The organism is Acinetobacter sp. YH01019 (genome assembly GCF_013420285.1).
In the GTDB taxonomy this organism is placed as follows: domain Bacteria; phylum Pseudomonadota; class Gammaproteobacteria; order Pseudomonadales; family Moraxellaceae; genus Acinetobacter; species Acinetobacter gandensis.
This window is the reverse complement of sequence record NZ_VOYM01000001.1, coordinates 81,134-105,955: the sequence shown is the minus strand read 5'-3', so window position 1 is coordinate 105,955 and position 24,822 is coordinate 81,134. Positions and strand designations below refer to the sequence as shown.

The 24,822-nt window shown below is 40.5% G+C and carries 21 protein-coding genes; 9 read left to right on the top strand and 12 right to left on the bottom strand.

The features are described 5' to 3' along the window. Positions 1 to 123 precede the first annotated feature (123 nt). From FTT84_RS00560 to FTT84_RS00550, 3 genes are all read left to right on the top strand, one after another. The gene (locus tag FTT84_RS00560) at positions 124 to 1,641 is read left to right on the top strand and encodes an acetyl-CoA hydrolase/transferase family protein (protein WP_067761300.1); all 1,518 of its coding nucleotides are present in this window, start codon (positions 124 to 126) and stop codon (positions 1,639 to 1,641) included. Between the two features lie 126 nt (positions 1,642 to 1,767). After that, positions 1,768 to 2,187 (top strand): GNAT family acetyltransferase, encoded by a 420-nt coding sequence (locus FTT84_RS00555; protein ID WP_180056249.1) that lies wholly within the window; start codon positions 1,768 to 1,770, stop codon positions 2,185 to 2,187. A gap of 199 nt (positions 2,188 to 2,386) precedes the next feature. Beyond that, positions 2,387 to 3,073 (top strand): DsbA family oxidoreductase, encoded by a 687-nt coding sequence (locus FTT84_RS00550; protein WP_067761306.1) that lies wholly within the window; start codon positions 2,387 to 2,389, stop codon positions 3,071 to 3,073. 83 nt (positions 3,074 to 3,156) lie between these two features. Here the strand turns inward: FTT84_RS00550 and FTT84_RS00545 are convergent, their stop codons facing one another. Next, positions 3,157 to 3,357 carry a dodecin family protein gene (locus tag FTT84_RS00545; RefSeq protein WP_067761311.1) on the bottom strand — a complete coding sequence of 67 codons (201 nt, stop codon included), beginning with the start codon at positions 3,355 to 3,357 and terminating at the stop codon, positions 3,157 to 3,159. A 227-nt stretch (positions 3,358 to 3,584) separates the two neighbouring features. Here FTT84_RS00545 and FTT84_RS17985 point away from each other — a divergent pair, with 227 nt between their 5' ends. From FTT84_RS17985 to FTT84_RS00520, 5 genes are all read left to right on the top strand, one after another. Continuing rightward, the gene (locus FTT84_RS17985) at positions 3,585 to 3,833 is read left to right on the top strand and encodes a hypothetical protein (protein WP_067761314.1); all 249 of its coding nucleotides are present in this window, start codon (positions 3,585 to 3,587) and stop codon (positions 3,831 to 3,833) included. Between the two features lie 234 nt (positions 3,834 to 4,067). Next, complete coding sequence (locus FTT84_RS00535; RefSeq protein ID WP_067761317.1) at positions 4,068 to 4,259, top strand: hypothetical protein; 192 nt, start codon at positions 4,068 to 4,070, stop codon at positions 4,257 to 4,259. 351 nt (positions 4,260 to 4,610) lie between these two features. Further along, positions 4,611 to 4,790, top strand: coding sequence for a hypothetical protein (locus FTT84_RS00530; protein ID WP_067761320.1), 180 nt, complete (start codon positions 4,611 to 4,613; stop codon positions 4,788 to 4,790). 11 nt (positions 4,791 to 4,801) lie between these two features. After that, positions 4,802 to 6,232, top strand: a complete 1,431-nt coding sequence (locus FTT84_RS00525) for a hypothetical protein (RefSeq protein WP_180056248.1) — start codon at positions 4,802 to 4,804, stop codon at positions 6,230 to 6,232. An 88-nt stretch (positions 6,233 to 6,320) separates the two neighbouring features. Next, entirely contained in the window at positions 6,321 to 7,475 is a 1,155-nt protein-coding gene (locus tag FTT84_RS00520) for a hypothetical protein (protein WP_180056247.1), read from the top strand. A gap of 62 nt (positions 7,476 to 7,537) precedes the next feature. Here FTT84_RS00520 and FTT84_RS00515 read toward each other — a convergent pair whose 3' ends face one another. From FTT84_RS00515 to FTT84_RS00490, 6 genes are all read right to left on the bottom strand, one after another. Further along, a complete protein-coding gene (locus FTT84_RS00515) occupies positions 7,538 to 7,726 on the bottom strand; it encodes a hypothetical protein (RefSeq protein WP_067761329.1) in 189 nt (62 codons plus the stop codon). A 250-nt stretch (positions 7,727 to 7,976) separates the two neighbouring features. Continuing rightward, on the bottom strand, positions 7,977 to 9,896 hold the full coding sequence (gene htpG, locus FTT84_RS00510; RefSeq protein ID WP_180056246.1) for a molecular chaperone HtpG: 1,920 nt from the start codon (positions 9,894 to 9,896) through the stop codon (positions 7,977 to 7,979). Between the two features lie 111 nt (positions 9,897 to 10,007). After that, positions 10,008 to 10,355, bottom strand: coding sequence for a lysozyme inhibitor LprI family protein (locus tag FTT84_RS00505; protein WP_180056245.1), 348 nt, complete (start codon positions 10,353 to 10,355; stop codon positions 10,008 to 10,010). A 169-nt stretch (positions 10,356 to 10,524) separates the two neighbouring features. Beyond that, a complete protein-coding gene (locus tag FTT84_RS00500) occupies positions 10,525 to 11,124 on the bottom strand; it encodes an OmpW family protein (RefSeq protein ID WP_180056244.1) in 600 nt (199 codons plus the stop codon). 332 nt (positions 11,125 to 11,456) lie between these two features. Then, complete coding sequence (locus tag FTT84_RS00495) at positions 11,457 to 12,824, bottom strand: Na+/H+ antiporter family protein (RefSeq protein WP_180079665.1); 1,368 nt, start codon at positions 12,822 to 12,824, stop codon at positions 11,457 to 11,459. Between the two features lie 98 nt (positions 12,825 to 12,922). Then, positions 12,923 to 13,804 carry an alpha/beta fold hydrolase gene (locus FTT84_RS00490; protein ID WP_067761336.1) on the bottom strand — a complete coding sequence of 294 codons (882 nt, stop codon included), beginning with the start codon at positions 13,802 to 13,804 and terminating at the stop codon, positions 12,923 to 12,925. 127 nt (positions 13,805 to 13,931) lie between these two features. Here FTT84_RS00490 and FTT84_RS00485 point away from each other — a divergent pair, with 127 nt between their 5' ends. Continuing rightward, positions 13,932 to 14,414 (top strand): DUF4442 domain-containing protein, encoded by a 483-nt coding sequence (locus tag FTT84_RS00485; RefSeq protein ID WP_180079562.1) that lies wholly within the window; start codon positions 13,932 to 13,934, stop codon positions 14,412 to 14,414. Between the two features lie 48 nt (positions 14,415 to 14,462). Here FTT84_RS00485 and FTT84_RS00480 read toward each other — a convergent pair whose 3' ends face one another. The 5 genes from FTT84_RS00480 to rplL form a co-directional block, all read right to left on the bottom strand. Then, positions 14,463 to 14,819, bottom strand: a complete 357-nt coding sequence (locus tag FTT84_RS00480; RefSeq protein WP_180056243.1) for a DNA transfer protein p32 — start codon at positions 14,817 to 14,819, stop codon at positions 14,463 to 14,465. A 133-nt stretch (positions 14,820 to 14,952) separates the two neighbouring features. Beyond that, positions 14,953 to 15,504 carry a hypothetical protein gene (locus FTT84_RS00475; protein ID WP_180079560.1) on the bottom strand — a complete coding sequence of 184 codons (552 nt, stop codon included), beginning with the start codon at positions 15,502 to 15,504 and terminating at the stop codon, positions 14,953 to 14,955. 159 nt (positions 15,505 to 15,663) lie between these two features. Further along, positions 15,664 to 19,863, bottom strand: coding sequence for a DNA-directed RNA polymerase subunit beta' (gene rpoC / locus FTT84_RS00470; RefSeq protein WP_067761347.1), 4,200 nt, complete (start codon positions 19,861 to 19,863; stop codon positions 15,664 to 15,666). Positions 19,864 to 20,034: 171 nt separating this feature from the next. Continuing rightward, on the bottom strand, positions 20,035 to 24,123 hold the full coding sequence (gene rpoB / locus FTT84_RS00465; RefSeq protein WP_067761350.1) for a DNA-directed RNA polymerase subunit beta: 4,089 nt from the start codon (positions 24,121 to 24,123) through the stop codon (positions 20,035 to 20,037). A gap of 303 nt (positions 24,124 to 24,426) precedes the next feature. Continuing rightward, positions 24,427 to 24,795, bottom strand: coding sequence for a 50S ribosomal protein L7/L12 (gene rplL / locus FTT84_RS00460; RefSeq protein ID WP_067761353.1), 369 nt, complete (start codon positions 24,793 to 24,795; stop codon positions 24,427 to 24,429). Between the last annotated feature and the right edge of the window lie 27 nt (positions 24,796 to 24,822).

Genomic DNA, 24,822 nt, shown 5'->3' with positions numbered 1-24,822 from the left:
CCATAAAAATATCTTATACCCACATTTTTTCAAAAAATTAGACCTTAGCCTAACAGGTATGCAAAATGGCTTTTTTGATCGGTACAATCCGTATCAGTTTTAGGAATTTCACGAGAGTATAAGATGTCTTTAGATCGCATCCGTTTAGCGTCACTTCACGATAAAGTAATCAGTGCTAAACAAGCTGCTGAATTTATCAAAGATGGTATGACTGTAGGCATGAGTGGCTTTACCCGCGCAGGTGAAGCAAAAGCAGTGCCTTTAGCATTGGTTGAACAAGCGCATGCGAACCCGTTGAAAATCACTTTGATCACGGGTGCGTCTCTAGGCAATGACTTAGATAAAAAATTGACTGAAGCAGGTGTTCTTGCTCGTCGCTTACCGTTCCAAGTTGACAACACTTTACGTAAAGCCATTAACAAAGGCGAAGTGATGTTCATTGATCAGCATTTGTCTGAAACGGTTGAACAAATGCGTAACCTTCAGCTTAAAAAGCCTGATGTTGCGATTATTGAAGCTGTTGCTATCACTGAAGATGGCGGTATCATTCCCACAACTTCAGTAGGTAACTCTGCTAGCTTTGCTATTTTTGCTGAAAAAGTAATTGTAGAAATCAATACAAATCTAAGCCCTGCATTTGAAGGCTTACACGATATCTACATCCCGACATATCGTCCAACACGTCAAGCGATTCCATTGACTCATGTTGACGAACGTATTGGTACACATGCAATCAACATCGATCCTTCAAAAATTGTAGGTATCGTATTTAACAACGAATTGCATGACTCTCCATCTACAGTGACTGCACCTGATGATGAAACTCAAGGTATTGCAAACCACCTGATCGCTTTCTTTGAAAAAGAAGTTGAAGAAGGTCGTTTACCGAAAAACCTAGGTCCATTACAAGCAGGTATCGGTTCAATTGCAAACGCAGTATTGACTGGTCTTAAAGATTCTAACTTTGAAGACTTGATCATGTACTCTGAAGTACTTCAAGACTGTACATTTGAATTGATCGACGCAGGCAAAATGAAATTTGCTTCAGGTTCTTCTATTACGCTTTCTGCTAAATATGGCGAAAAAGTATTTAATAACCTTGAACAATACAAAGACAAACTTGTATTACGTCCACAAGAAATTTCGAACCATCCAGAACTTGTACGTCGTTTAGGTATTATCGGTATCAACACTGCACTTGAGTTTGATATCTACGGTAACGTGAACTCAACTCACGTTTGCGGTACAAAAATGATGAACGGTATTGGTGGTTCAGGTGACTTCGCACGTAATGCACACTTGGCAATCTTCGTGACTAAATCAATTGCGAAAGGCGGTGACATTTCATCTGTTGTTCCATTTGCTTCTCATATTGACCATGCTGAACACGATGTTGATATCCTTGTAACTGAACAAGGTCTTGCTGACTTACGTGGTCTTGCTCCACGTGAACGTGCTCGTGCTGTAATCGACAACTGTGCTCACCCAAGCTACCGTGATGCGTTGAACGATTACTTCGATCGCGCATGTGCAAAAGGCGGTCAAACACCTCATCTGCTTCGTGAAGCGCTTTCTTGGCACATCAACTTCGAAGAGAACGGTCACATGTTGGCAGCTCAACCTGAAGTTAAAACTGCTTAATTGACAGTTGTATAAAAGACGCTCTTCGGAGCGTTTTTTTTATGGCTTTTATTTTTCTATATAGCTTATCAAGGGCGCAAAACTCGATTAATCTAAATTGGTCAAAATAAATGCAAAACTATAATTATGTTTATTATTCGCCCCTATTTAGAATCCGATTTAGATGATGTCATTGCACTTTGGGAACTGTGCGGATTGACCCGTCCGTGGAATAACCCTGAAATAGATATCTTTCGTAAATTGGCGCAGCGCGATCAACTGTTTTTATTGGCGGTCAAAGATAACCAACTGATTGCAACCGTTATGGGTGGCTACGATGGTCATCGCGGATGGGTTAATTACTTGGCTGTACATCCTAATTTTCAACGTAATGGTGTTGCAACGGCATTAGTGCAACAACTAGAAAAACGTTTAATTGCATTAGGTTGCCCAAAACTACAACTGCTTATACGTAAAAATAATATTGATGTACAAAGCTTTTATGAACAATTGGGCTATGACGAAATTGACGTCATTTGTTTAGGCAAGCGCCTAATTCAAGATTGAAGCCGGTCTCATTTTGTTTAAACACACTTCCCTTGCATCACAAAATTGACCTGCAAATGTAATCGCTATGTTTGTAGAAATGGATGCATTTAACATTTTCATGATATGAGCCGAAGATCAAAAAGGGTTTGCATTCCTTGGCTTTAAAATTTAGGATTTGCCCCCATAACTCCCAAAGAACATTGAATAGAGATTTATCATGCGTGTAGATATTTGGTCTGACGTGGTTTGCCCATTTTGTTATATTGCCAAAAAACGCCTTGAATCCGCTGCTGAAGAAGCAGGCGTTGAGCTTGAAGTATTTTGGCATAGCTACCAATTAGATGCGGATGCCCCTGCTCGCTTACAGATTTCAAATACTGAGCGTTTAGCGCAAAAGTATGGACGTAGCATTGAAGAAGTCGAAGAAATGCAACGTAATATTGCTGCAATGGCAAAAGCTGAAGGCATTGAATTTAACTGGGAAAATGCAAATTCTGGTAACACATTTAATGCACATCGTTTAATTCATCTTGCACAAAGTAAAGGCTTGGGTAATGAAGCTAAAGAGGCTTTTTTCTATAGCTATATGACTCAAGGTTTAGCAATTGGTGAACGTGAAACTCTAGAAGATGTGGCTTCACGTATTGGTTTAAACCCAGTTGAAGTTGATGACTTACTTGATTCAGATGAATATGCTGATTTTGTCAAATACGATGAAGAAGTCGCGCGTGATCAGCTTAAAGTTACGGGTGTTCCGTTCTTTGTTTTTGAACAACGTATCGCTTTAGCTGGTGCACAGCCTAAAGAAGTTTTCTTACAAGTTTTAGAAAAAGCTGCTGAATTACCAGAACAGAAACCAACGCCAATTTGTTCTGATGACAGCTGTGAAACACCTGAAAAATAAGGCTTAAAATTTATTAGTATTAATAAATTGATGAGCAAAAAAAATCCCCAATTGGGGATTTTTTTTATATGCACTACTCGCCATCATTCAACCAAGAAGCTAATTTTTAAATTCACACGATATTCAGCAATCTTATTATCTTTCACCACGACTTTTTGTTCGTTAATCCATGCACCTTGTACATTTTTAACCGTCTCAGTGACCTTATTAATACCAGTTTGAATGGCATCTTCAAAGCTTTTTGTACTACTAGCATTGACTTCAACAACTTTAGCTACCGACATTTTAATAATCCTCATTGTTATGATTTTTGAACCTTCATCATAAGATCAAGTCATGCTAATTGGTTATTTTTTAAACACTAAAACATCAAAATATTACATGCCTTACACATGCAGCTTCATTTTTTGTCTTACAAACAAAAACGTTGCTTTACATGCGACAAATACTTATCTCACTAAGAGCAGGTTAGGCTAATCATTAATCTTTCATCAAGTTTTGGAGCGACACCATGACCATTGAAAATCAAAGCACGAACAATCCAACTCCGACAACAACCCCTTATTCCGCAACCACACCGCTCGATATACCGACCTCAACTACGGCTGAGGCTAAAAAATCACGCTTTTCACCAACAGTAAAAGGTGCGCTGGTTGGCGCGGTCGCAGGTAGTGTACTCCCCGTTTTTGGCACGTTCAGTGGTGCGATTATCGGTGGTATTGCAGGGAAAATTTATGAGAAAAAGTGTATTAAAAATTAAAAATTTTTAAGCACGTCCCTATTAGTTCTACGCGCTTGAATACGTATAAACAGGTTAGAGTAATAGCTCTAATCAATTGTTTTATATAATTTTATTTTATGCCGTTTGTCGTTTGTTGCCGATTCGATCATTTCTAGTTGATTATTTTTTGATATTATTTTCACGTAAATTAAAGATATCAATTTTCTCCCAAGTCTGACTTTGGTCAGACGAAATGATCGTTAGGAATACATTATGAACGCTCTTAAATGTGCTTTAGCTGTTGCTGTTTTAGCTCTATCTGCTAACGTTGCTGCGCAAATCGTTTATGTACCAGATTTTCCAGTTAAAAAAGCAGTAAGTACTGAAACTGCAAATGCTGAAACTAAAGCACCTGCAACTGAAGAAGCAACTCAAGGTGCAACAACTGCTGAAAAAGCTGCATAATATTTAGCAGAATTTTCATGCAATAAAAGCCGATTATTCAATGTAATCGGCTTTTTTATGCCTGAATTTTTTATTCATAAGATTGATCAGTTTTAATTAAAAATAACCAAAATTAAGATCAAACGTTTTGTTTAGAATTACCCAAAGTGAGGCCTTTTCACCAAGCTAGTAATGGCTTTAAAAGCAACATACACCATTTACTAGAATTTTTTTTGCTCAAAATGAGCATTATTTGTCATTACTTGAATTTTATTGCTAGAAGCTGACAATTATTTCCATGTTTTTTTTAATGAAATCCCTATAATCAAAAAATAATAATATTCTTAATTTTTTATTCATAAGCATTGCCCTATGCAAGAACTTCAAGCACTTATACAAGGAAAAATTTCAGCTCAGGCCATAGATATTGACCAGCTATTAGCTTTGGCTAAAAAATATAATGATCCCAATTCTTCAGAATATAAATTAGTGGATCTTGCCACCAATATTGTGTTGGCTAAATATTTAGAAAAAGCAAAAAAAGTCATTTAGGACGATATAAAATGGATGCACTCATAAAAGCGCAATTGATCAAAGAAATTCATGATCTGACTTACAAACTCGAGCATCGTTCATTGAGTTTGTATGAAACTGCGATTTCTAAAAAGCGCATACATGACATTTTTGCTTGCTGTGATGAACCCATTTTTCAAAAGCAAATACTTGAATATAAAGCTCTGACACAACCTGAAGTTGCAGCACAAACATTTGCCCTACAGACCCCTTTTGCACTCTCTTTCCGAGGCTATTTCTTAGAGCATGAAATGCTTGAAAATGCACTTTATGCGCAAGCAGACGCGGGCTGGGCTTTCATGCATGAAGAAAATCTAGGCTGGCAAATTTGGCTGATACCGGCACCCTCACGTACAGCATTAATCAGTGAATGGGGCGATTTCAGCAGATGCTATGACTGGTTGCTGGAACAGCAGCAAATCTATCGTTGTCTGGCCACGGATAACGAGATCAGTAGCCTTGCTGTACCGCTTCGAATTGATCAACAAACACTGAAGCATGATCGTCTAATTGAGCAACAAAATGAACTTGAATTAAGGTCTATGCAGCCCGCTATCCTTATAAAAGACGAAATTGAAACGCAGTACAATCTTGCTAATGAAACCTTAGCTCAAAAACAACAAGTACACGTTGCAAGAGAGAATCATCATATCGAAGAACAGACTGCCTTTGATAACTTAGCACTCACCCCATTAGCCCACACAACACAGACTTTCCCTGAGTTCATTCATATTGGTGCTTTACACGCGCAGCTAATCCCCCCTGTTCATGATGTTTTAAATACACAGCAAATTTTTGCGTTAGATGTATCATCACAAAATGAATTAGGGACATATATAGATTTCGTCTTGCATCTTTCTGAGTTCAATTCATGGGAAGCATGCCCCTGCTATATTGCGGAACAATTAGATAAACAGTCACAATTTATAAAATATCTCGTTCTTTTAGGGGCAGAGAACCAAATGGAAGCGATCCGTCTCGCATCGTTGTTTGCTGAGCAAAATAGTCACTACATAGCTTCTTTGAAAGTCATTTCGAATACAGAGTTGGATATTTTTATCGATCAAACCGAGCAGCTGTATCAGCATTATCAAAATGCAGAATTGCTATGGAACAAAGATCATTATTTTCCTTTTATTCCAGCGGCTTATATTCACACTCAAAAATTTCTGCATTTTGATGAAATGGACGCAGATTTTGAAACGCCTGTCTTACTGCTTCAAGAACGTAATAAAATTCGGCTTATCCATGGTGAAAAGCGCATGACTTTATCGCAGGTTGAACACGCTTATCCTTATTTGTTGCTAAACCGTCAACAAGGTATCAACTGGCAAACAATTCAGCATGTCATTCAACAATTAACGCCGCCCATCCAGGTCACACAGCTCTATACCGCATTAAAGGCGCATATTCAGGAATAATTGCAGTGGTTTTGTAGTTTAACTTGCTTTTTTTATACAAATTTTACAAAACTACAGAAGCAGATTCACTTAATAAGAGCCAAAACATATGCACAAAAAACAACAGCACTTTGTTAGGACTTTTTTACTGACAGTTTCTCTGGGTCTTACTTACCAAAGTATTTGGGCAAATGAATCAATCAGCACAGCGACGCTACCTGTGACGGATGCTGAATCTAAGGATAGTGCTGACACAGACAGCATAAATACACCGAAGAATTACGATTTACTCGACCAAATTCCACGTTGGATTGATGCCTCACCAACGTTCTTGCCAGGCCAATCTGATCACGCAATCGTACCGAATACAAACCAAACTGAAAATAATAGCTGGACAGATCGACAACAGAAAAAAGTCCGAAATTGGGCAGATCGAACGGCCGTTCGTATGGATAACTGGTTTGGTCAAAGTGAGCCTGATAAACCAGCCAATGCTACCCTTAGGGTGATTTTAGACAACAGTTGGAATAAGCACGATGAATACGAAATTAAGCCACGTATTCGCGGTAAAATTAAGCTTCCCACTTTAGAAAAAAAATTGAGTGTGGTCTTTGGTGATGACTCACTTGATAATGAATTAGAAAATAATACTGCAATTACCAATGAAAACCCTGCGGGGCGTAGTGATAAAAATTATGACAATAAGCAAACCCGTGAAGATAACAGTTCACTGGCTTTACGTTGGTCAGAAATTTCAGATCGACTACCCTTCGAAACTGACGCTGATCTAGGTTTACGTTCTGGTGATGATTTATATGTCCGCTTAAAAGCAGCTAAAAAATGGCAATTAGATAATGATTATAGTTTTCTAGCCGAACAAATTTATCGTTATGGTATTGATAGTGAAAATTATCTACGTACCAATCTTGAATTGACCCATACTCGCCCAGGTGAACCTTTCATTTCAAATCAGTTCAATCTGACCTATGCCGATACTCAGGATGATGATTTAAAATGGGACAATTTCAGTTATCGCCAACACCAGTTTTTTAAAGGCAATCGCTTCAACTACGGCCTGTATACAGGTGGATTTTATAATAATGATCAACTGCGTCTAAATAGCTGGGGACCTTACATATCGTGGCGCCAACCATTTTTGCGTGAATGGTTCTATATACAAGGTGATCTCAATTATTTAAATGACCATCGTGAAGACAAGAGTCACTACCTCGGTGCCCTAGTTCGTTTAGAAGCCTTGTTTTAATTGCCCCATAAAAAAGCCCATCACTTAGAGATGGGCTTGAATACACATTTAACTGCAACACATTAAATCGCCTTAATTACACTCACGCGATCATTACGCATAATACGCTGTTTCTTTTCAGCCACTTTTTCTACTTTCGGCATATTGTACTGAACACGATCATTACGAATGACACGACGGCTATCCACAAATGGATTGATGTCATAATGTGCGACATGTTTTGTCACTTGTACACGATCATTACGCATCATTTTTTTTACTGCTCTCAGCCAAAGCCGATTGCATCATAACGACAGATAACATTGATACGACAACGAGAGATACAAAAGTTTTCATCAAAAAAATTCCCAATATTTAATAATCGCTATTATAGATTGTTTTTATTTTTTTAATTTGTTTTTAGAATTAAAACTTGGACGTATTTATTTATCGTTTTCATCGAAAAATTTAATCTCGATAAAAAGAAAGCCTCCTATAGGAGGCTTTCTCATTTTGACTTGCTTATTTTAATAATAAGCTGTTAATGCGTTTAATATACTGTGCCGGATCTTCAGGTAAGCCGCCTTCAGCAATCAACGCTTGATCGAAGATCACATTTGCCAAATCATCAAATTGCGCTGAACCTTCTAATTTTTGTACCAATGGATGTGATGGATTAATTTCTAAAACAGGTTTTGATTCAGGTACCGCTTGGCCTGCTTGTTTCAGCATACGAACCAGTTGCGGTGACAACTCACCTTCAGCCACCACCAAACACGCAGGAGAGTCTACCAAACGTGTTGTTACACGGACTTCAGAGGTCTTATCTTTTAACGCATCCGAAAGTTTTTCAACAACAGGTTTAAACTGCTCAGCAGCTTGCTCAAGTGCTTTCTTCTCTTCAGCATCTTGTAGATCACCCAAATCAACTGCACCTTTCGATACGTTCTGTAATGGTGTGCCATCAAATTCAAAAACGAATTCCATTGCCCATTCATCAACACGTTCGGTCATGAGCAGTACGTCAATGCCCTTTTTCTTAAACAGTTCAAGTTGTGGTGAGTTTTTCGCAGCATTTAAACTATCAGCCGTCACATAGTAGATCGCCTTTTGGCCTTCTTTCATATTGGCTTTATAGTCTGCAAATGATGTTTTCACTTCATCATTATTCGACGACGCAAAGCGTAATAATTTTAGAATACGCTCACGATTCGCCATGTCTTCGCCTAAGCCTTCTTTCAAGACTGAACCAAACTCGGCGTAGAATTTTGCAAACTTCTCTTGGTCAGCAACATCTTCAGATTTCGCTAAACCATCTAGCACCGTTAAAATACGGCGTGCATTACCTTCACGAATCGTTTTCACGTCACGACTTTCTTGTAATAACTCACGACTCACGTTTAAAGGTAAATCTGCACTATCCACAACACCCTGCACAAAACGTAAATAATTCGGAATTAAATTATCCGCATCATCCATAATAAATACACGTTTCACATACAGCTTAATACCTGCTTTAGCTTCACGAGTGAAAATATTGCTTGGTGCGCGTGCAGGAATATACAGTAATTGCGTATATTCCGTACTTCCCTCTACACGGTTATGTGCCCATGCAAGTGGTGCTTCATAGTCATGACTTAGATTCTTATAGAATTCAGTATATTGTTCTTCACTGATTTCATTTTTATTACGCGTCCATAATGCACTTGCTGAGTTAATCGCTTCCCATTCATCTGTTAGTACATATTGACCCGGTTTTGCTTCTTCGCCTTCGGCAGCTTCCTCTTGTTGCCAAACTTCTTTCTGCATTTCAATTGGCAAACTAATATGATCAGAATATTTATTAATGATCTGCTTTACTTTGTTACGATCTAAATAATCCAAAGCATCTTCACGTAAATGCAAAATGATGTCGGTTCCACGTGAAGCCTTATCAATTGGTTCTACATCAAACTCACCTGTACCATTACTAACCCAACGTACCCCTTCAGCGGCACTAACCCCAGCACGACGTGATTCCACCGTAATCTTTTCAGCAACAATAAAGCCCGAATAGAAACCCACACCAAATTGGCCAATTAATTGTGCATCTGATTTCTGATCACCCGTCAGCTTCGACATAAAGTCTTTAGTGCCTGACTTGGCAATCGTTCCCAAATGATCAATCGCTTCTTGTTGTGTCATACCAATACCATTATCAGAAATGGTAATCGTCTTCTGCTCTTTATTTAAATGAATGCGGACATGTAAATCTGGATCATTTTCATAATATTCAGGGTGGTTAATGCCTTCAAAACGTAATTTATCACAGGCATCAGATGCATTTGATACCAACTCGCGAAGGAAAATTTCAGGGTTTGAATATAAAGAATGTGTTACTAAATGCAGTAACTGAGCCACTTCCGCTTGGAAGCTATGTTTTTGAGATTGTTGTTCGCTCATCAGTCTCTCCGTTCATACTGAGTAAAATTATTAACTGCCTATATGAATGGAGTGACTTGATTTTTTTTCAATGGGGTTGAAAGATTTTTTTATATTGAAATTCAAATGAATTTAAAAAGGCCCCTGTTTATACACTCGATTCATATATAGATCGAGCTTTTGTTGACGCATTTTATAAACATCCGTTAAGCAACTCAGGTTGTCTCGACATTGATCGCGCAATTGTATCCATTTGATCTGCTGATCTTGAATGGCACCGCGCGTCCCCATTGGCACCAAATGACGGATAATATTATAGGTGGTTGCCATTTTGACATCCGCATCATTAATCACACGATGTTCACAAATCGCATGTTCAGTTATAGTTTTTGCTTTAGCACAATCAAAACTTGCTGCCTGTGCAGGAAACACAAGATAAGCAGAACTCAGTAGTATTCCCCATTGAATCATCCGTTTCATTTTATTCATCCTAAGTTCTAAAGTTTAAAAATTATTGATTATTCATTGCAATCTCACAAATCTACTTTAGTTGAGTATTCCCAATCAGCTCAATTATATTTTGTGTTTACATGTTTTTTTTTACAAAAAAACCCTGCTTTAAAGCAGGGTTTTAAGCACAAACTAAAAATTAGAATTTGTAGCTATAACCCAAAGTGTAAATCACTGGATCAATATCAAGATCAAATTTTTCAACTCCTAATGCTGCAGCGGTATCAGCATTTAGAGTTACCTCTGGGCTTAACTGAGCATAACGAGCATCAAAGAATATACCCCAATTTTTTGCATCTGCTGGCTGGTAGTTGAAGCCTACTTGACCTGCAAAACCAAAGTCTTCTTTCACATCTTTAGCAATACCTGACTCATCCCAAGCAATAAATGCTGTGCCACCTACACCAATATATGGCGTAAAGCGAGTTGAGTTTTTAAAGTGATATTTAGCAGTCAATGTTGGTGGCAAGTGTTTAATACTTACAGCTTCTCCACCATTCACAAGTACATCATGTTTGATTGGAGCAGCAAGAAGTAATTCGGTAGAAATATTGTCATTAAAGAAATATTCAACAGATGGTGTAAATGCTAATTCATTATCAGCTTCAACTTTTAAATCACCTAATGAAACTGATTCAGTCGGAGCTAATGCTGATGCACCAACTTTAACTTGCCACTCACCTGCCATTGCAGATGCTGAAAGACCCATTAATGCAATTAGAGCAACTTGCTTTAACATTTTGAATACCCCATGGGAAGAATAATTATCAAGAAAAATAAACCTTAATTAATAATAAACATGGCTTAAATTAATATGCAATAGAGGTTTTAAAACTAATTTTTATTTATTATTTAAGTATATGTAATTATTATACATTTATTTTAAATCAACCATATTGGTTGGTTTTAAATACCCAGTAAATTAATCAGATTAAAATAATAATATTCAGAGTAAAATAATCAGGTTTATATTAATTTTTTATTTAAATATATATTTTAAATACATCTTATAATTTATTTTAAATCTAGGCAAATCTGCTCCGATTTATATCAGAGCAGATTAAAAAGAACTTACAGAACCATGGCTGCAATCCAGCCAAAAATGATAAGCGGAATATTAAAATGAATGAAGGTTGGAACCACACTATCCTTCATATGGTCATGCTGACCATCCATATTCAGACCGGATGTTGGGCCTAGAGTTGAATCTGATGCTGGAGAGCCGGCATCACCCAAAGCAGCCGCAGTCCCGATGATCGCAATAGTTGCTGTAGGACTAAAACCAAATTGAATACAGAGCGGTACATAAATAATCGCCAGAATCGGAATGGTAGAGAATGATGAACCGATACCCAGAGTAATCAGCAGACCAATCAACAACATTAAAAAGGCTGCAAGTGCCTGGCTATTACCAATCCAGTCAACCGACGCTTCAACCAGCGCAGGAACCTGTCCTGTTGCCTCAATCACGGCAGCAAAACCTTGCGCGGCAATCATGATAAAGCCAACCAGAGCCATCATACGCATACCGGTGATGATCACATCATCTGCTTCTTTCCATTTAAAGATTCCGGCACAACTCAAGATTGCGACACCGACCAGACCGGCAAGAATCATCGAATCTGAATAGAGCTGTACCACAAGAGTTGCAATCACCGCGATCGCTGCCATCCAGATGGTCAGTTTGGCAATTTGTGGTTTTGCTGATTTTTGTTCTACACCCAGTTCAGCAGAGATACTTTGCTGCTGTTCCACATGGATATCTTTATAAAGACGTGGCTTACGGTAGCTGATAAACATGGCTACCAGCAAACCCACGAACATACCTGAGACCGGAATTGCCATCGCAGCGGGAATCTGGTCATAAGTAATCTCAAAGCCATAAGGTTTACCAAAGGTATTGATGTTATGGCCCAGAATATCATTCAGGAAGATGGCACCAAAACCGACTGGAACCAGCATATATGTTCCCACCAGACCAAAGGTCAGCAGACAGGCCACCAAACGGCGATCCAGCTTCAGATGGTTAAATACCAGCAATAACGGTGGAATCAGAACCGGAATAAAGGCGATGTGCACTGGAATCACGTTTTGCGAGAAAACGGCAGCCAATGCGACTGTACAGAAGATCAGATATTTAACCTTGCTCTGTGCCTTTTCTGATGCCTCACCTTTTAAGGTAGTGATCATTTTATAGGCCAGCAAGTCAGGCAAACCGGAACGTGCCAAGGCCAAAGCAAAGGCACCCAAGATGCCATAAGCCAAGGCAATTTTAGCGCCACCGCCCAGACCATTGTTAAATGCGTCTAAAGTTCCCTGGAGGCCAAGACCTGCCAGCAAACCACCCGTAACAGCACCAATGACCAGGGCAAAAACCACAGGTACACGTGCCAATGAGAGTCCAAACATGACTCCAATAGCAGCAAGAATTGCGAACATAATGAATTGGGAATGAGAGAAAACGGCTATTTTATCAGAAAATCCGGATAAAAATTCTTCCACTTATCCCTTGCCGAGTCACGTTCCCAATCTCCGTATTAAGTGGTCGCTGTTAATTTCTGCTGAATAAAATTATGGATTAGATGAGCCACCTGTTCCGGCTGGCTCAAAATCGCCCAGTGATTGGCATTTAATTCTACCCGGGAAAAATCTTTTACCCATTTTGGCATTTCATCAATCAGATCTGGGCCAACAAACTGGTCCTTCTTGAGCACAATTGCCTGTACCGGACAGACTGCAAAACGCTGTCTAGGTCGAGATAAACGCGGTAAAAAGTTCGCCCGATACAGATTAACGCCATATTTTCCGTCTTTGACAATATTCTGGTTTAGCGGCAGATTTTCCTGCTGTTCCAGCTGACTGATCATTTTGCCCCAACGTTCTGCATTAAAGAAATTCCATGCGGTAGGTGCTATAAAAGGCAACTGGAATACCGCGATATACCAGGACCTGGTCATCTGTTTAAAGAACTTGGTCTTATGCTGTTTAAACTGTTCACGCATCCAGAAAGCCGCATGATCCAAACATGGACCAGAAATAGTTGAATAAGACAAAATACGTGAGCGAAATTTTGGCTCAGTCACCGATTCCCAAGATTGGATAGAACCCCAATCATGCGCAGCCAAATGAAAACAACGTTCACCTAATACAGCGTGAGTGACGCTATCCAAATCAAGTGATAATTGCTCCAAACGATAATCTCGAATGTTTCGAGGCACGGAAGATTGCCCTGCGCCACGCACATCATAGCTAATGACATAAAAATCATGAATCAGATGCTGAATCACAGGCTCCCACACTTCCTGATTGTCCGGATAGCCATGAACCAGGACGAGTGCAGGGTTAGCCTCATTGCCCCATAACTTTACAAAAAGCCGCTGTTGATCGGTCGTATTGACCCACTGAGTTTGTACTTGCATTTTTGTTGTCCTTTTATTGTGACTTTCGCATTGACGTTTTATTTAGGATTGCGGGCAATGTGATCAATGCCACATTTTTAAAACTCATTTAGTATGATGAGCTCAATATAAAAAGAAATTGACCGCTATGAGCATAATCCAGAAAATAATGACAATGCCAATTGTCTCTAAATTTTTATTGAATCATTATGCCCCATATAAAGGTGCAGGGATTGCGATTGATAAAATTGACCTAGCAAATCATCATATCCGCGTCAAAATGCCACTAACACGAAAAAACCAAAATATCGTTGGTGTCCATTTTGGTGGCAGCCTATATTCGATGGTCGACCCATTTTATATGCTCTTGCTTATGCATCATTTAGGTTCTCGTTATATTGTTTGGGACAAAGCTGCAACTATTCAGTTTTTATCACCTGGTCGCGGTATGGTTTATGCCGATATTCAACTTGATCCAAATGAAGTCTCACACATAAAAAACTTGGCGGAAAATCATGCTCCGGTTCTACGAAATTACACCTTAAATATTTTTGATGAGGCTGGCGTGCGTATTGCTGAAGTGCAAAAAACATTATATATCCGTCGTAAACAGCCACGGCCGCGCAAATAAAAAGGCGCTTAATCCATAAGCGCCTTTTTTTAAAATAATAACGTTGAATTAACGGTTTTGTTCAATCGCAGCACCTGCACCGCCACCGATTGCGCCACCAATTGCAGCACCGGTATTACCACCAAAAATGCTTTTACCGACAGCTGAACCAATCGCACCACCTACGCCACTATAGGTTGCATTACGGTTTGAACCGTTTTGGGTTTTACTTCCCACGGCAGCACCTGCACCACCACCAATCGCCGCGCCTGTACCACCACCAACATTGTTACCAACGCCACCACCAATAGCACCACCAAGTGCTGCTGCACCAATACGCTGTTCATTTGGGCTCATGCTCTCACAACCAGCAAGCATCATGGTCGACATAGTCGCTACTGCAAATACGCTCATTAGTTTTTTCATTGCGATGATCCTTGTCTTCTTTAATTCGTTTCAGTCTAATTTCATTGTATGAAACAATTCCAAAGAGCTTGTTAAGTCTCTAGACATAAATGCTGCATTTTGTAAAATGCCTACAGATATTCTAGCTTAGAAACTATTCAGTACTTTCTGGATTGTCATCCACAATCAATAAATCTTTGGTGGTTTCACCATTTTCAGTCAAAACCGCATGTGAAATTTTAGCTTTGGTTTCAGGCTGGGTTGCTTGCTCCAATTGAAGCGTACGTTTAATAGGCGCTTGGCCTTTTTTAAACTCCATGCCTTCCGCATCAATATTGGTCGTTTGGCGAATCACTTGCCCTTCTTGTTTCACTGTCGTTTTGGTTTCAATTTTAGAGGTTGGCACAATGACACCACCACGTTTGACTACAGGAATCGACAATTGCTTTTCGGAAAATTCGCCTTGTTGATCTGAAAGCTCTATTTCACGTGCCACAATGTCTTGGCCTTTATTGCTCATTTCCAATACGGTAGCAGTCACTTGACGCACTGGCTCTTGCCCAGCAACACGGCGAATAACCTCTGTTTTTAGTACCGGTACAATCGCTTTATCCTGCACAACAATTGAATTGGGCATCGGTGCAGCAATCGCTGCAAAAGACGTGAACAAAGCAGAAACAGCTAAAAATTTATAGGTTAGTTTCATTTAAAGACCCCATATTGTTTAAGTTTAAATATCAATAAATTTGTTATGTACTTTTTTACTATAGGAAATTAAACGATATTAGGAAAGCTTTAATTTTCAAATAATCAGCATAAAAAAGCCACCCGAAGGTGGCTCTTTTTTGAATGGTTTAAAGGCTAATTAAAGACCGTTAAATTCATCGCTAAATGCTTGGCTTAAAGCTTGATCTACATCAGAGAAATCATTGTGAAGTTCAAGCTCTGCAGCTTCAGATTCTTGACGACGACGCTCTAAGTGGTAAGCCAAACCTGTACCCGCTGGGATCAGACGACCTACAACTACGTTTTCTTTCAGACCGCGTAATTCATCTTCTTTACCTGTTACAGCCGCTTCAGTTAACACACGAGTTGTTTCCTGGAACGATGCAGCAGAAATGAACGAGTCAGTAGAAAGTGACGCTTTGGTAATACCCATCAATTGACGTTCAAACTTCGCTGGGAACTTGTTCTGAGCTGCCACTGCTTGGTTTTCTTGAACAACGCGGATGTATTCCACTTGTTCGCCTTTGATGAAGCTTGTATCACCACCGTCAGTGATTTCAACTTTACGCAACATTTGACGTACGATAACTTCAATGTGCTTATCGTTGATTTTTACACCTTGCAGACGGTATACGTCCTGAACTTCGTTCACGATGTAGTTTGTCAGTGCAACTTCGCCTTTCAAACGTAAGATGTCATGTGGGTTTTGCGGACCATCAGAAATGGTTTCACCACGGTTCACATGCTCGCCTTCGAACACGTTAATGGTACGCCATTTCGGAATTAACTCTTCGTAAATCTCAGAGCCATCATCCGGAGTAATCACAAGACGGTTCTTACCTTTGGTTTCTTTACCGAAGCTCACGATACCTGAAATTTCAGCAAGGATCGCATGCTCTTTCGGTTTACGTGCTTCGAACAAGTCAGCTACACGCGGTAGACCACCGGTAATATCACGTGTACGTGAAGATTCTTGTGGTACACGACCAATAACGTCACCGACACCAATTGTTTCGCCGTCGCGAACAGTCAGAATCGTATTTTGTGGCAAGAAGTAGAACTGTTCGCCGCCATCCGTTGTATCCAATACAACAGCTGGACGCATATCTTTACCAGATGCTGGACGTGAAGTTACTGGAAGTACTTCAATAGTCGTCATACCTGTTGCATCATCAGTTTTCGATGTAACAGTTACGCCATCAGCGATTTGGCTGAAACGTACTTTACCTGCAACTTCTGTAACAAGTGGATGTGTATGCGGATCCCAAGTCGCTACGATACCGCCAGCTTCCACAGCTTCGCCATCTTTAATGATGATTGAAGCACCGTATGGAAGTTTGTAACGTTCGCGTTCACGACCTAAATCATCAGCAATACCGATTTCACCTGAACGTGAAGTTGATACCAAGTGACCTTTTGCGTGTTGTACTGTTTTCACGTTGTGGAAACGTACTGTACCTTTGTTTCGAACTTGTACGCTGTTTGCAGCAGAAGTTCGGCTCGCAGCACCACCAACGTGGAACGTACGCATCGTTAACTGAGTACCTGGCTCCCCAATTGATTGAGCAGCCATTACACCTACAGATTCACCTGGGTTCACTTGGTGACCACGTGCTAGGTCACGACCATAACACTTCGCACATACGCCGAATGTAGACGCACAGTTTACAACTGAACGTACTTTAATTTCATCGACACCTGCATTTTCAATAAATGCAGCAAGTTTTTCATCGATCAATGTGTTACGTGCAAGAAGAACTTCTTCTGTACCCGCTTTTTTCACATCTTCAGCAACTACACGACCCAATACACGAGTACCAAGGTTTTCGATTACATCGCCACCTTGAATGAACGGTGTCATTACTAGACCGTCGTAAGTACCACAATCTGGCTCAGTAATTACTAAGTCTTGTGCTACGTCTACAAGACGACGAGTCAAGTAACCAGAGTTCGCAGTTTTAAGTGCTGTATCGGCCAAACCTTTACGCGCACCGTGTGTTGAAATGAAGTACTGAAGTACTGTCAAACCTTCACGGAAGTTTGCTTTAATTGGTGTTTCAATGATCGAGCCATCTGGCTTAGCCATCAAACCACGCATACCCGCTAACTGACGAATCTGAGCTGCCGAACCACGGGCACCTGAGTCAGACATCATATAAATCGAGTTGAATGATTTTTGTTTCTCGTCTTCACCCTGTTTATTTTTAACAGTTGTGAATGACAAGTTGTCCATCATTGCTTTCGCTACTTGGTCGTTTGTACGCGCCCAAATATCGACAACTTTGTTATAACGTTCGCCGGCAGTTACGAAACCTTGCTCAAATTGTTGTTCGATTTCACGAACTTCAACTTCAGCTTTTTCGATAATTGCTTGTTTTTGTGGCGGAATCAACATGTCTTCCATACCAACAGACACACCTGAGTGAGTCGCTTGACGGAAGCCCAAGTACATCAATTGGTCAGCAAAGATAACAGTATCTTTTAGACCCAATTTACGGTAGCAAGAGTTGATCAATTTAGAGATGTTCTTTTTAGTCATCTCAACGTTAATTTGTTGGAAATCCATGCCTTCAGGCACAACTTCCCAAAGTAAACAACGACCTGGTGTTGTATCAACAACAATCGTTTGTTGTTCACGGTTACCATTTTCGTCGATTACAGTTTGGTGTACACGCGCTTTAACACGAGCGTGTAAATCAACTTGACCTGTTGCAAGTGCACGGTTTACTTCGTCAGTATCCGCGAACACCATGCCTTCACCTTTGGCATTAATTGCATCACGTGTGATGTAATAAAGACCTAAGACAACGTCCTGAGAAGGTACGATGATTGGCTCACCGTTCGCAGGAGACAAGATGTTGTTAGTTGACATCATTAACGCACGAGCTTCTAACTGAGCTTCAAGTGTTAATGGTACGTGTACCGCCATTTGGTCACCGTCGAAGTCGGCGTTAAATGCCGCACAAACTAACGGGTGAAGACGAATCGCTTTACCTTCAATTAGAGTCGGTTCAAATGCTTGAAGACCCAAACGGTGAAGTGTTGGCGCACGGTTCAACATCACTGGATGTTGACGGATTACGTGAGCAAGAACGTCCCAAACTTCTGGTGTTTCGCGCTCAACCATTTTCTTCGCAGCTTTAATGGTTGTTGCTTGGCCAGATGCTTGTAGTTTCGCAAAAATGAATGGCTTGAATAATTCAAGTGCCATTTTCTTCGGAAGACCACATTGGTGTAAACGTAAAGTAGGGCCTACAGTAATTACCGAACGACCTGAATAGTCAACACGCTTACCAAGTAAGTTTTGACGGAAACGACCTTGTTTACCTTTGATCATGTCTGCCAAAGATTTAAGAGGACGTTTGTTCGAACCAGTAATTGCACGACCACGACGACCGTTATCCAGCAATGCATCCACAGATTCTTGCAACATACGTTTTTCGTTACGTACGATGATATCTGGAGCCGCAAGGTCAAGTAGACGTTTCAAACGGTTATTACGGTTAATTACACGACGGTAAAGATCATTCAAGTCAGAAGTCGCGAAACGACCACCTTCTAGAGGAACTAAAGGACGAAGATCTGGTGGAAGTACTGGCAGTACAGTCAACACCATCCATTCAGGCTTATTGTTCGAATCTTTAAACGCTTCCATCAATTTCAGACGTTTCGATGCTTTTTTCAGCTTCGTTTCTGAAGTTGTATTTGGAATTTCTTCACGAAGACGTGAAATTTCTGCTTCAAGATCGATGTCTTTCAACAAGTCTTGAACAGCTTCCGCACCCATTTTCGCGCTGAATTCGTCACCGTGTTCTTCTAATGCTGTGAAGTATTCTTCATCGTTTAGAAGTTGGTATTTCTCAAGCGGAGTCATACCAGGATCAGTGACAACATAAGATTCGAAATACAATACGCGTTCGATATCACGTAGCGTCATGTCTAATAATAGACCGATACGGCTAGGAAGTGACTTTAAGAACCAAATATGTGCAACTGGAGAAGCAAGGTCAATATGACCCATACGCTCACGACGTACTTTTGCAGTTGTTACTTCAACGCCACATTTTTCACAAATGACGCCTTTGTATTTCATACGCTTGTATTTACCACACAAGCATTCGTAATCTTTTACTGGACCAAAGATTTTGGCACAGAATAAACCATCACGTTCTGGTTTGAACGTACGGTAGTTGATGGTTTCTGGCTTCTTCACTTCACCGTGAGACCATGACTTAATCATTTCTGGTGACGCAAGACCAATACGGATGCGATCAAACTCTACAGGAGCATGACCGTCTGAATCCGTCTTTTTGCGCATGATATCGAGCAAGTCTTTCAATTTTTTTCTCCGTGTGTTGTGGAGATTTTCACTTCACAACTGGGTCACAAATATTGTTTTTTAACTGAGTAATCCCCCTCAATCCCGCCTGATTTAAGCGGGAAACTCCCCTTAAAATAAGAGGAGTAAATCCCCCCCTTATAAAGGGGGTTGGGGGGATTGAATGGTTACTTAGTCACCATTTTTCAGTTCAATGTTGATACCTAAAGAACGGATCTCTTTGGTCAATACGTTGAACGATTCAGGCATACCCGGATCCATATAATGGTTACCATCTACAATGTTCTTGTAGATACGAGTACGACCTTCAACGTCATCCGATTTCACAGTTAACATTTCTTGAAGTGTATATGCAGCACCGTAAGCTTCAAGTGCCCATACTTCCATCTCACCGAAACGCTGACCACCGAATTGAGCTTTACCGCCCAATGGTTGTTGTGTAACTAGAGAGTAAGAACCAGTAGAACGCGCATGCATCTTGTCGTCAACCAAGTGGTTCAGTTTCAACATGTACATGTAACCTACAGTTACTGGACGGTCAAAACGTTCACCTGTACGTCCATCATACAATACTGTTTGACCAGTACGTGAAATGTTCGCAAGTTCAAGCAACTCTTTAATTTGTGATTCTTCAGCACCATCAAATACAGGCGTCGCTAAAGGAACACCTTTACGTAGATTGCCTGAAAGTACCAAGATTTCTTCATCAGTTAAGCTATCAAGATCTTCTTGCTCGCCACCAACTTTGTTGTAAATCTTGTCTAAGAATGCACGAAGCTCAAGAATCGTACGTTGCTCTTTCATCATCTTGTCGATTTGATCGCCAAGACCTTTTGCAGCCATACCCAAGTGAGTTTCAAGAATCTGACCCACGTTCATACGTGATGGTACACCCAGTGGGTTCAACACGATATCAACAGGTACACCGTTTGCATCATGCGGCATGTCTTCTACTGGTAAGATGTTAGATACAACACCCTTGTTACCATGACGACCTGCCATCTTATCACCCGGTTGGATGCGACGTTTTACAGCAAGGTAAACTTTAACAACTTTCAACACGCCAGTTGTAAGCTCATCACCTGTAGAAAGTTTGCGTTTTTTCTCTGCAAATTTCTCGTCAATCTCAATGCTCTTCTCTTTTAAGAAAACTTGGATTTGAGTTAGACGTTCAGCAACTGCTTCATCTACTGGTTGAATTTCAAGAAGTTCAACAAGCTCTAAGCTAGACAATAAATCTTCAGACAGTTTATCGCCACGTTTAGTCGTGCCGCCGCCATTCGATTCTTGGCCTTTCAACAAGCGAACGATACGTTCACGTGCTGCTTCTTCGAAGATTTTGTATTCTTCTTTCAAGTCTTTACGGTACGCATCAAGCTGTGCTTTCTCAATTGCTTGAGCACGTTCGTCTTTTTCTAGACCGTCACGTGTAAACACTTGTACGTCAATAACTGTACCTTTAACGCTTGAAGAAACACGTAAAGATGAGTCTTTTACGTCAGCAGCTTTTTCACCGAAGATTGCACGAAGCAATTTTTCTTCAGGTGTTAATTGCGTTTCACCTTTAGGCGTTACTTTACCTACAAGGATGTCGCCCGCAGTAACTTCAGCACCAATGTAAACGATACCTGATTCGTCAAGTTTAGAAAGTGCTGCTTCACCCACGTTTGGAATATCGGCAGTAATTTCTTCAGCACCCAATTTAGTATCACGTGCTACACATGATAATTCTTGGATGTGGATTGACGTTAAACGGTCTTCTTGAAGAACACGCTCAGATAATAAGATCGAGTCTTCGTAGTTGTAACCGTTCCAAGTCATGAATGCTACACGCATGTTTTGACCTAATGCCAATTCACCGCCATCTGTCGATGGACCATCAGCAAGAACGTCACCACGTGCAACTTTGTCGCCTAAACGTACAACAACGTTTTGGTTAATACATGTATTTTGGTTCGAACGTGTGTATTTGATCAGGTTGTAGATATCTACACCTGCTTCACCTGCGATCATCTCTTCTTCGTTTACACGAATAACCACACGAGATGCATCAACAAACTCAATACGACCACCACGTTTCGCAAGTACACACACACCAGAGTCATGCGCTACGTTTGCTTCCATACCTGTACCAACGAGCGGTTTATCAGCACGTAAAGTAGGCACAGCCTGACGTTGCATGTTTGAACCCATCAATGCACGGTTCGCGTCATCGTGTTCAAGGAACGGAATCAGTGACGCCGCTACAGATACAACCTGCTGAGCAGATACATCCATATGCGTTACTTTTTCAGGAGGCATACGTACGAAGTCACCTTGGTGACGTACAGATACGAACTCTTCAGTCAAATGACCGTCTTTATCTACACCAGAATCGGCCTGTGCAATCACAGTACCTACTTCTTCAATCGCAGAAAGATATTCAACATCATCAGTTACACGACCTTCAACAACTTTACGATACGGCGTTTCTAAGAAGCCGAAGTTGTTACATTTCGCATAAACAGACAATGAGTTGATCAAACCAATGTTTGGACCTTCAGGAGTCTCAATTGGACAAACACGACCGTAGTGAGTTTGATGTACGTCACGTACTTCGAAGCCCGCACGTTCACGTGTTAAACCACCTGGACCAAGCGCCGATACACGACGTTTGTGTGTGATTTCAGACAACGGGTTGTTTTGGTCCATGAACTGAGATAACTGGCTTGAACCAAAGAATTCTTTGATTGCAGCAGCTACTGGCTTCGCATTGATTAAATCTTGCGGAGACAAGTTATCAGTTTCAGCTTGTGATAGACGTTCTTTAACAGCGCGTTCTACACGAACAAGACCTACACGGAATTGGTTTTCTGTCATTTCACCAACAGAACGAACACGACGGTTACCTAAGTGGTCGATATCGTCGACTTCACCTTTACCGTTACGGATTTCAACCAATGTTTTTAATACATCAGTGATGTCTTCGTTAGAAAGAATGCCTTCAACTTCACGAGACTTCTGATCTGTACCTACTTCGTAAGGACGACCCAAACGACGGTTAAACTTCATACGACCTACTGGTGATAAGTCATAACGTTCAGAAGAGAAGAACAAGTTGTTGAATAAGTTTTCAGCAGCTTCTTTTGTTGGTGGCTCACCAGGGCGCATTACTTTATAGATTTCAACTAGCGCTTCTTCGCGACCAGTAGTTGTATCAGCACGTAATGAGTCAGCAATGAACGGACCACGGTCGATGTCATTGGTATAAAGTACGTTAAATTGTTTAACGCCACCTTCAGCCAATTTCACCATAATTTCATGGCTTAGTACTGTATTTGCAGCAATTACTTCGCCGTCACGTAATGCAACGTCTTCAGCAATAATACGTTCATACAAATATTCGTCAGGTACTAAAAGTTTTTCCAGACCAGCTGCTTCCATTTGACGAACATGACGCGCATTAATACGTTTGCCTTGTTCAACAATTGTTTTGCCATCTGTACCAACGATATCAAATTGAGCCATTTCACCACGCAGGCGTTCAGGCACAAGATCAATTTGATAGCTACCCATGTCCAGGTAAACAGGAACTTTTTCATAGAACATGTCTAAGATTTGTTCGTTGTTATAACCCAACGCACGAAGCACTACAGTCGCTAATAATTTACGACGACGGTCAATACGAACGTATACAAGATCTTTCGCATCAAATTCGAAGTCTAACCATGAACCACGGTAAGGAATGATACGAGCAGAATAAAGAACTTTACCGCTAGAGTGTGTTTTGCCTTTATCGTGGTCAAAGAACACACCTGGTGAACGGTGTAATTGAGATACGATTACACGCTCAGTACCGTTAACAACAAAAGTACCGTTGTCTGTCATGAGTGGCATTTCACCCATGTAGACTTCTTGCTCACGCACGTCTTTAATTGTCTTCGTTTCGCGATCTTTAATGATCAGACGAATTTTTACACGCATTGGTGCAGCATAAGTTGAGCCACGAAGGATACATTCGCGTACATCAAACTCAGGCTTACCAAGACTATACTCAACAAATTCTAAAGCAGCATTGCCAGAATAACTTTCAATAGGAAAAACTGAACGAAATGCGGCTTGGAGACCGATATCTTCGCGGTTTTTTGGAGTTTTGCCGTCTTGAAGGAAGGTTCTGTACGAGTCCACTTGAATCGCGAGCAAGTACGGAACATCCATTACCTTGGGCAATTTACCAAAATTCTTACGGATCCGTTTCTTTTCGGTATATGAGTATGCCATCTGGAGTCCTCGGAAAGTAAACTAAGGCCGCCTGCAGAACGGACTTAGAAGGAATTACGCAGGCCGATATGGCCACCACTTTCACAAATGCTGCAATTTTTAGTGGTATTAAAACGCTTAACAATATTTTTTACTGAAAAATATTGGTAAGCGTTTGTTTTTATAAATTATTTCTAATTTGTATGATTTTTATATCATGCAAACAAAAATCGAGCCGATTATTGTAACGCAAAAAGGCTGATGACCCAAGGGGCACCAGCCAATTTGTGGAGTCGATTATAAAAAAATCGACTCCCCTTAAGATTACTTAAGTGTAACTGTAGCACCAGCTTCTTCAAGTTTTTTCTTAAGCTCTTCGCCTTCTTCTTTAGAAACGCCTTCTTTAAGAACTGAAGGAGCGCTTTCAACAAGATCTTTAGCTTCTTTAAGACCAAGACCAGTAGCTTCACGAACTGCTTTAATTACAGCAACTTTGTTAGCACCGAAAGAAGTCAACTCAACGTTGAATTCTGATTGTTCTTCAGCAGCAGCAGCAGCGCCAGGAGCAGCAGCAACAGCTACAGCAGCAGCAGATACGTTGAATTTTTCTTCGAAAGCAGAAATAAGTTCAACAAGTTCAAGAACAGTTTTTTCAGCTACTGCGTTTAAGATTTCTTCGTTTGTTAAAGCCATGAGATTAACTCCAAATGGGTATTGAAT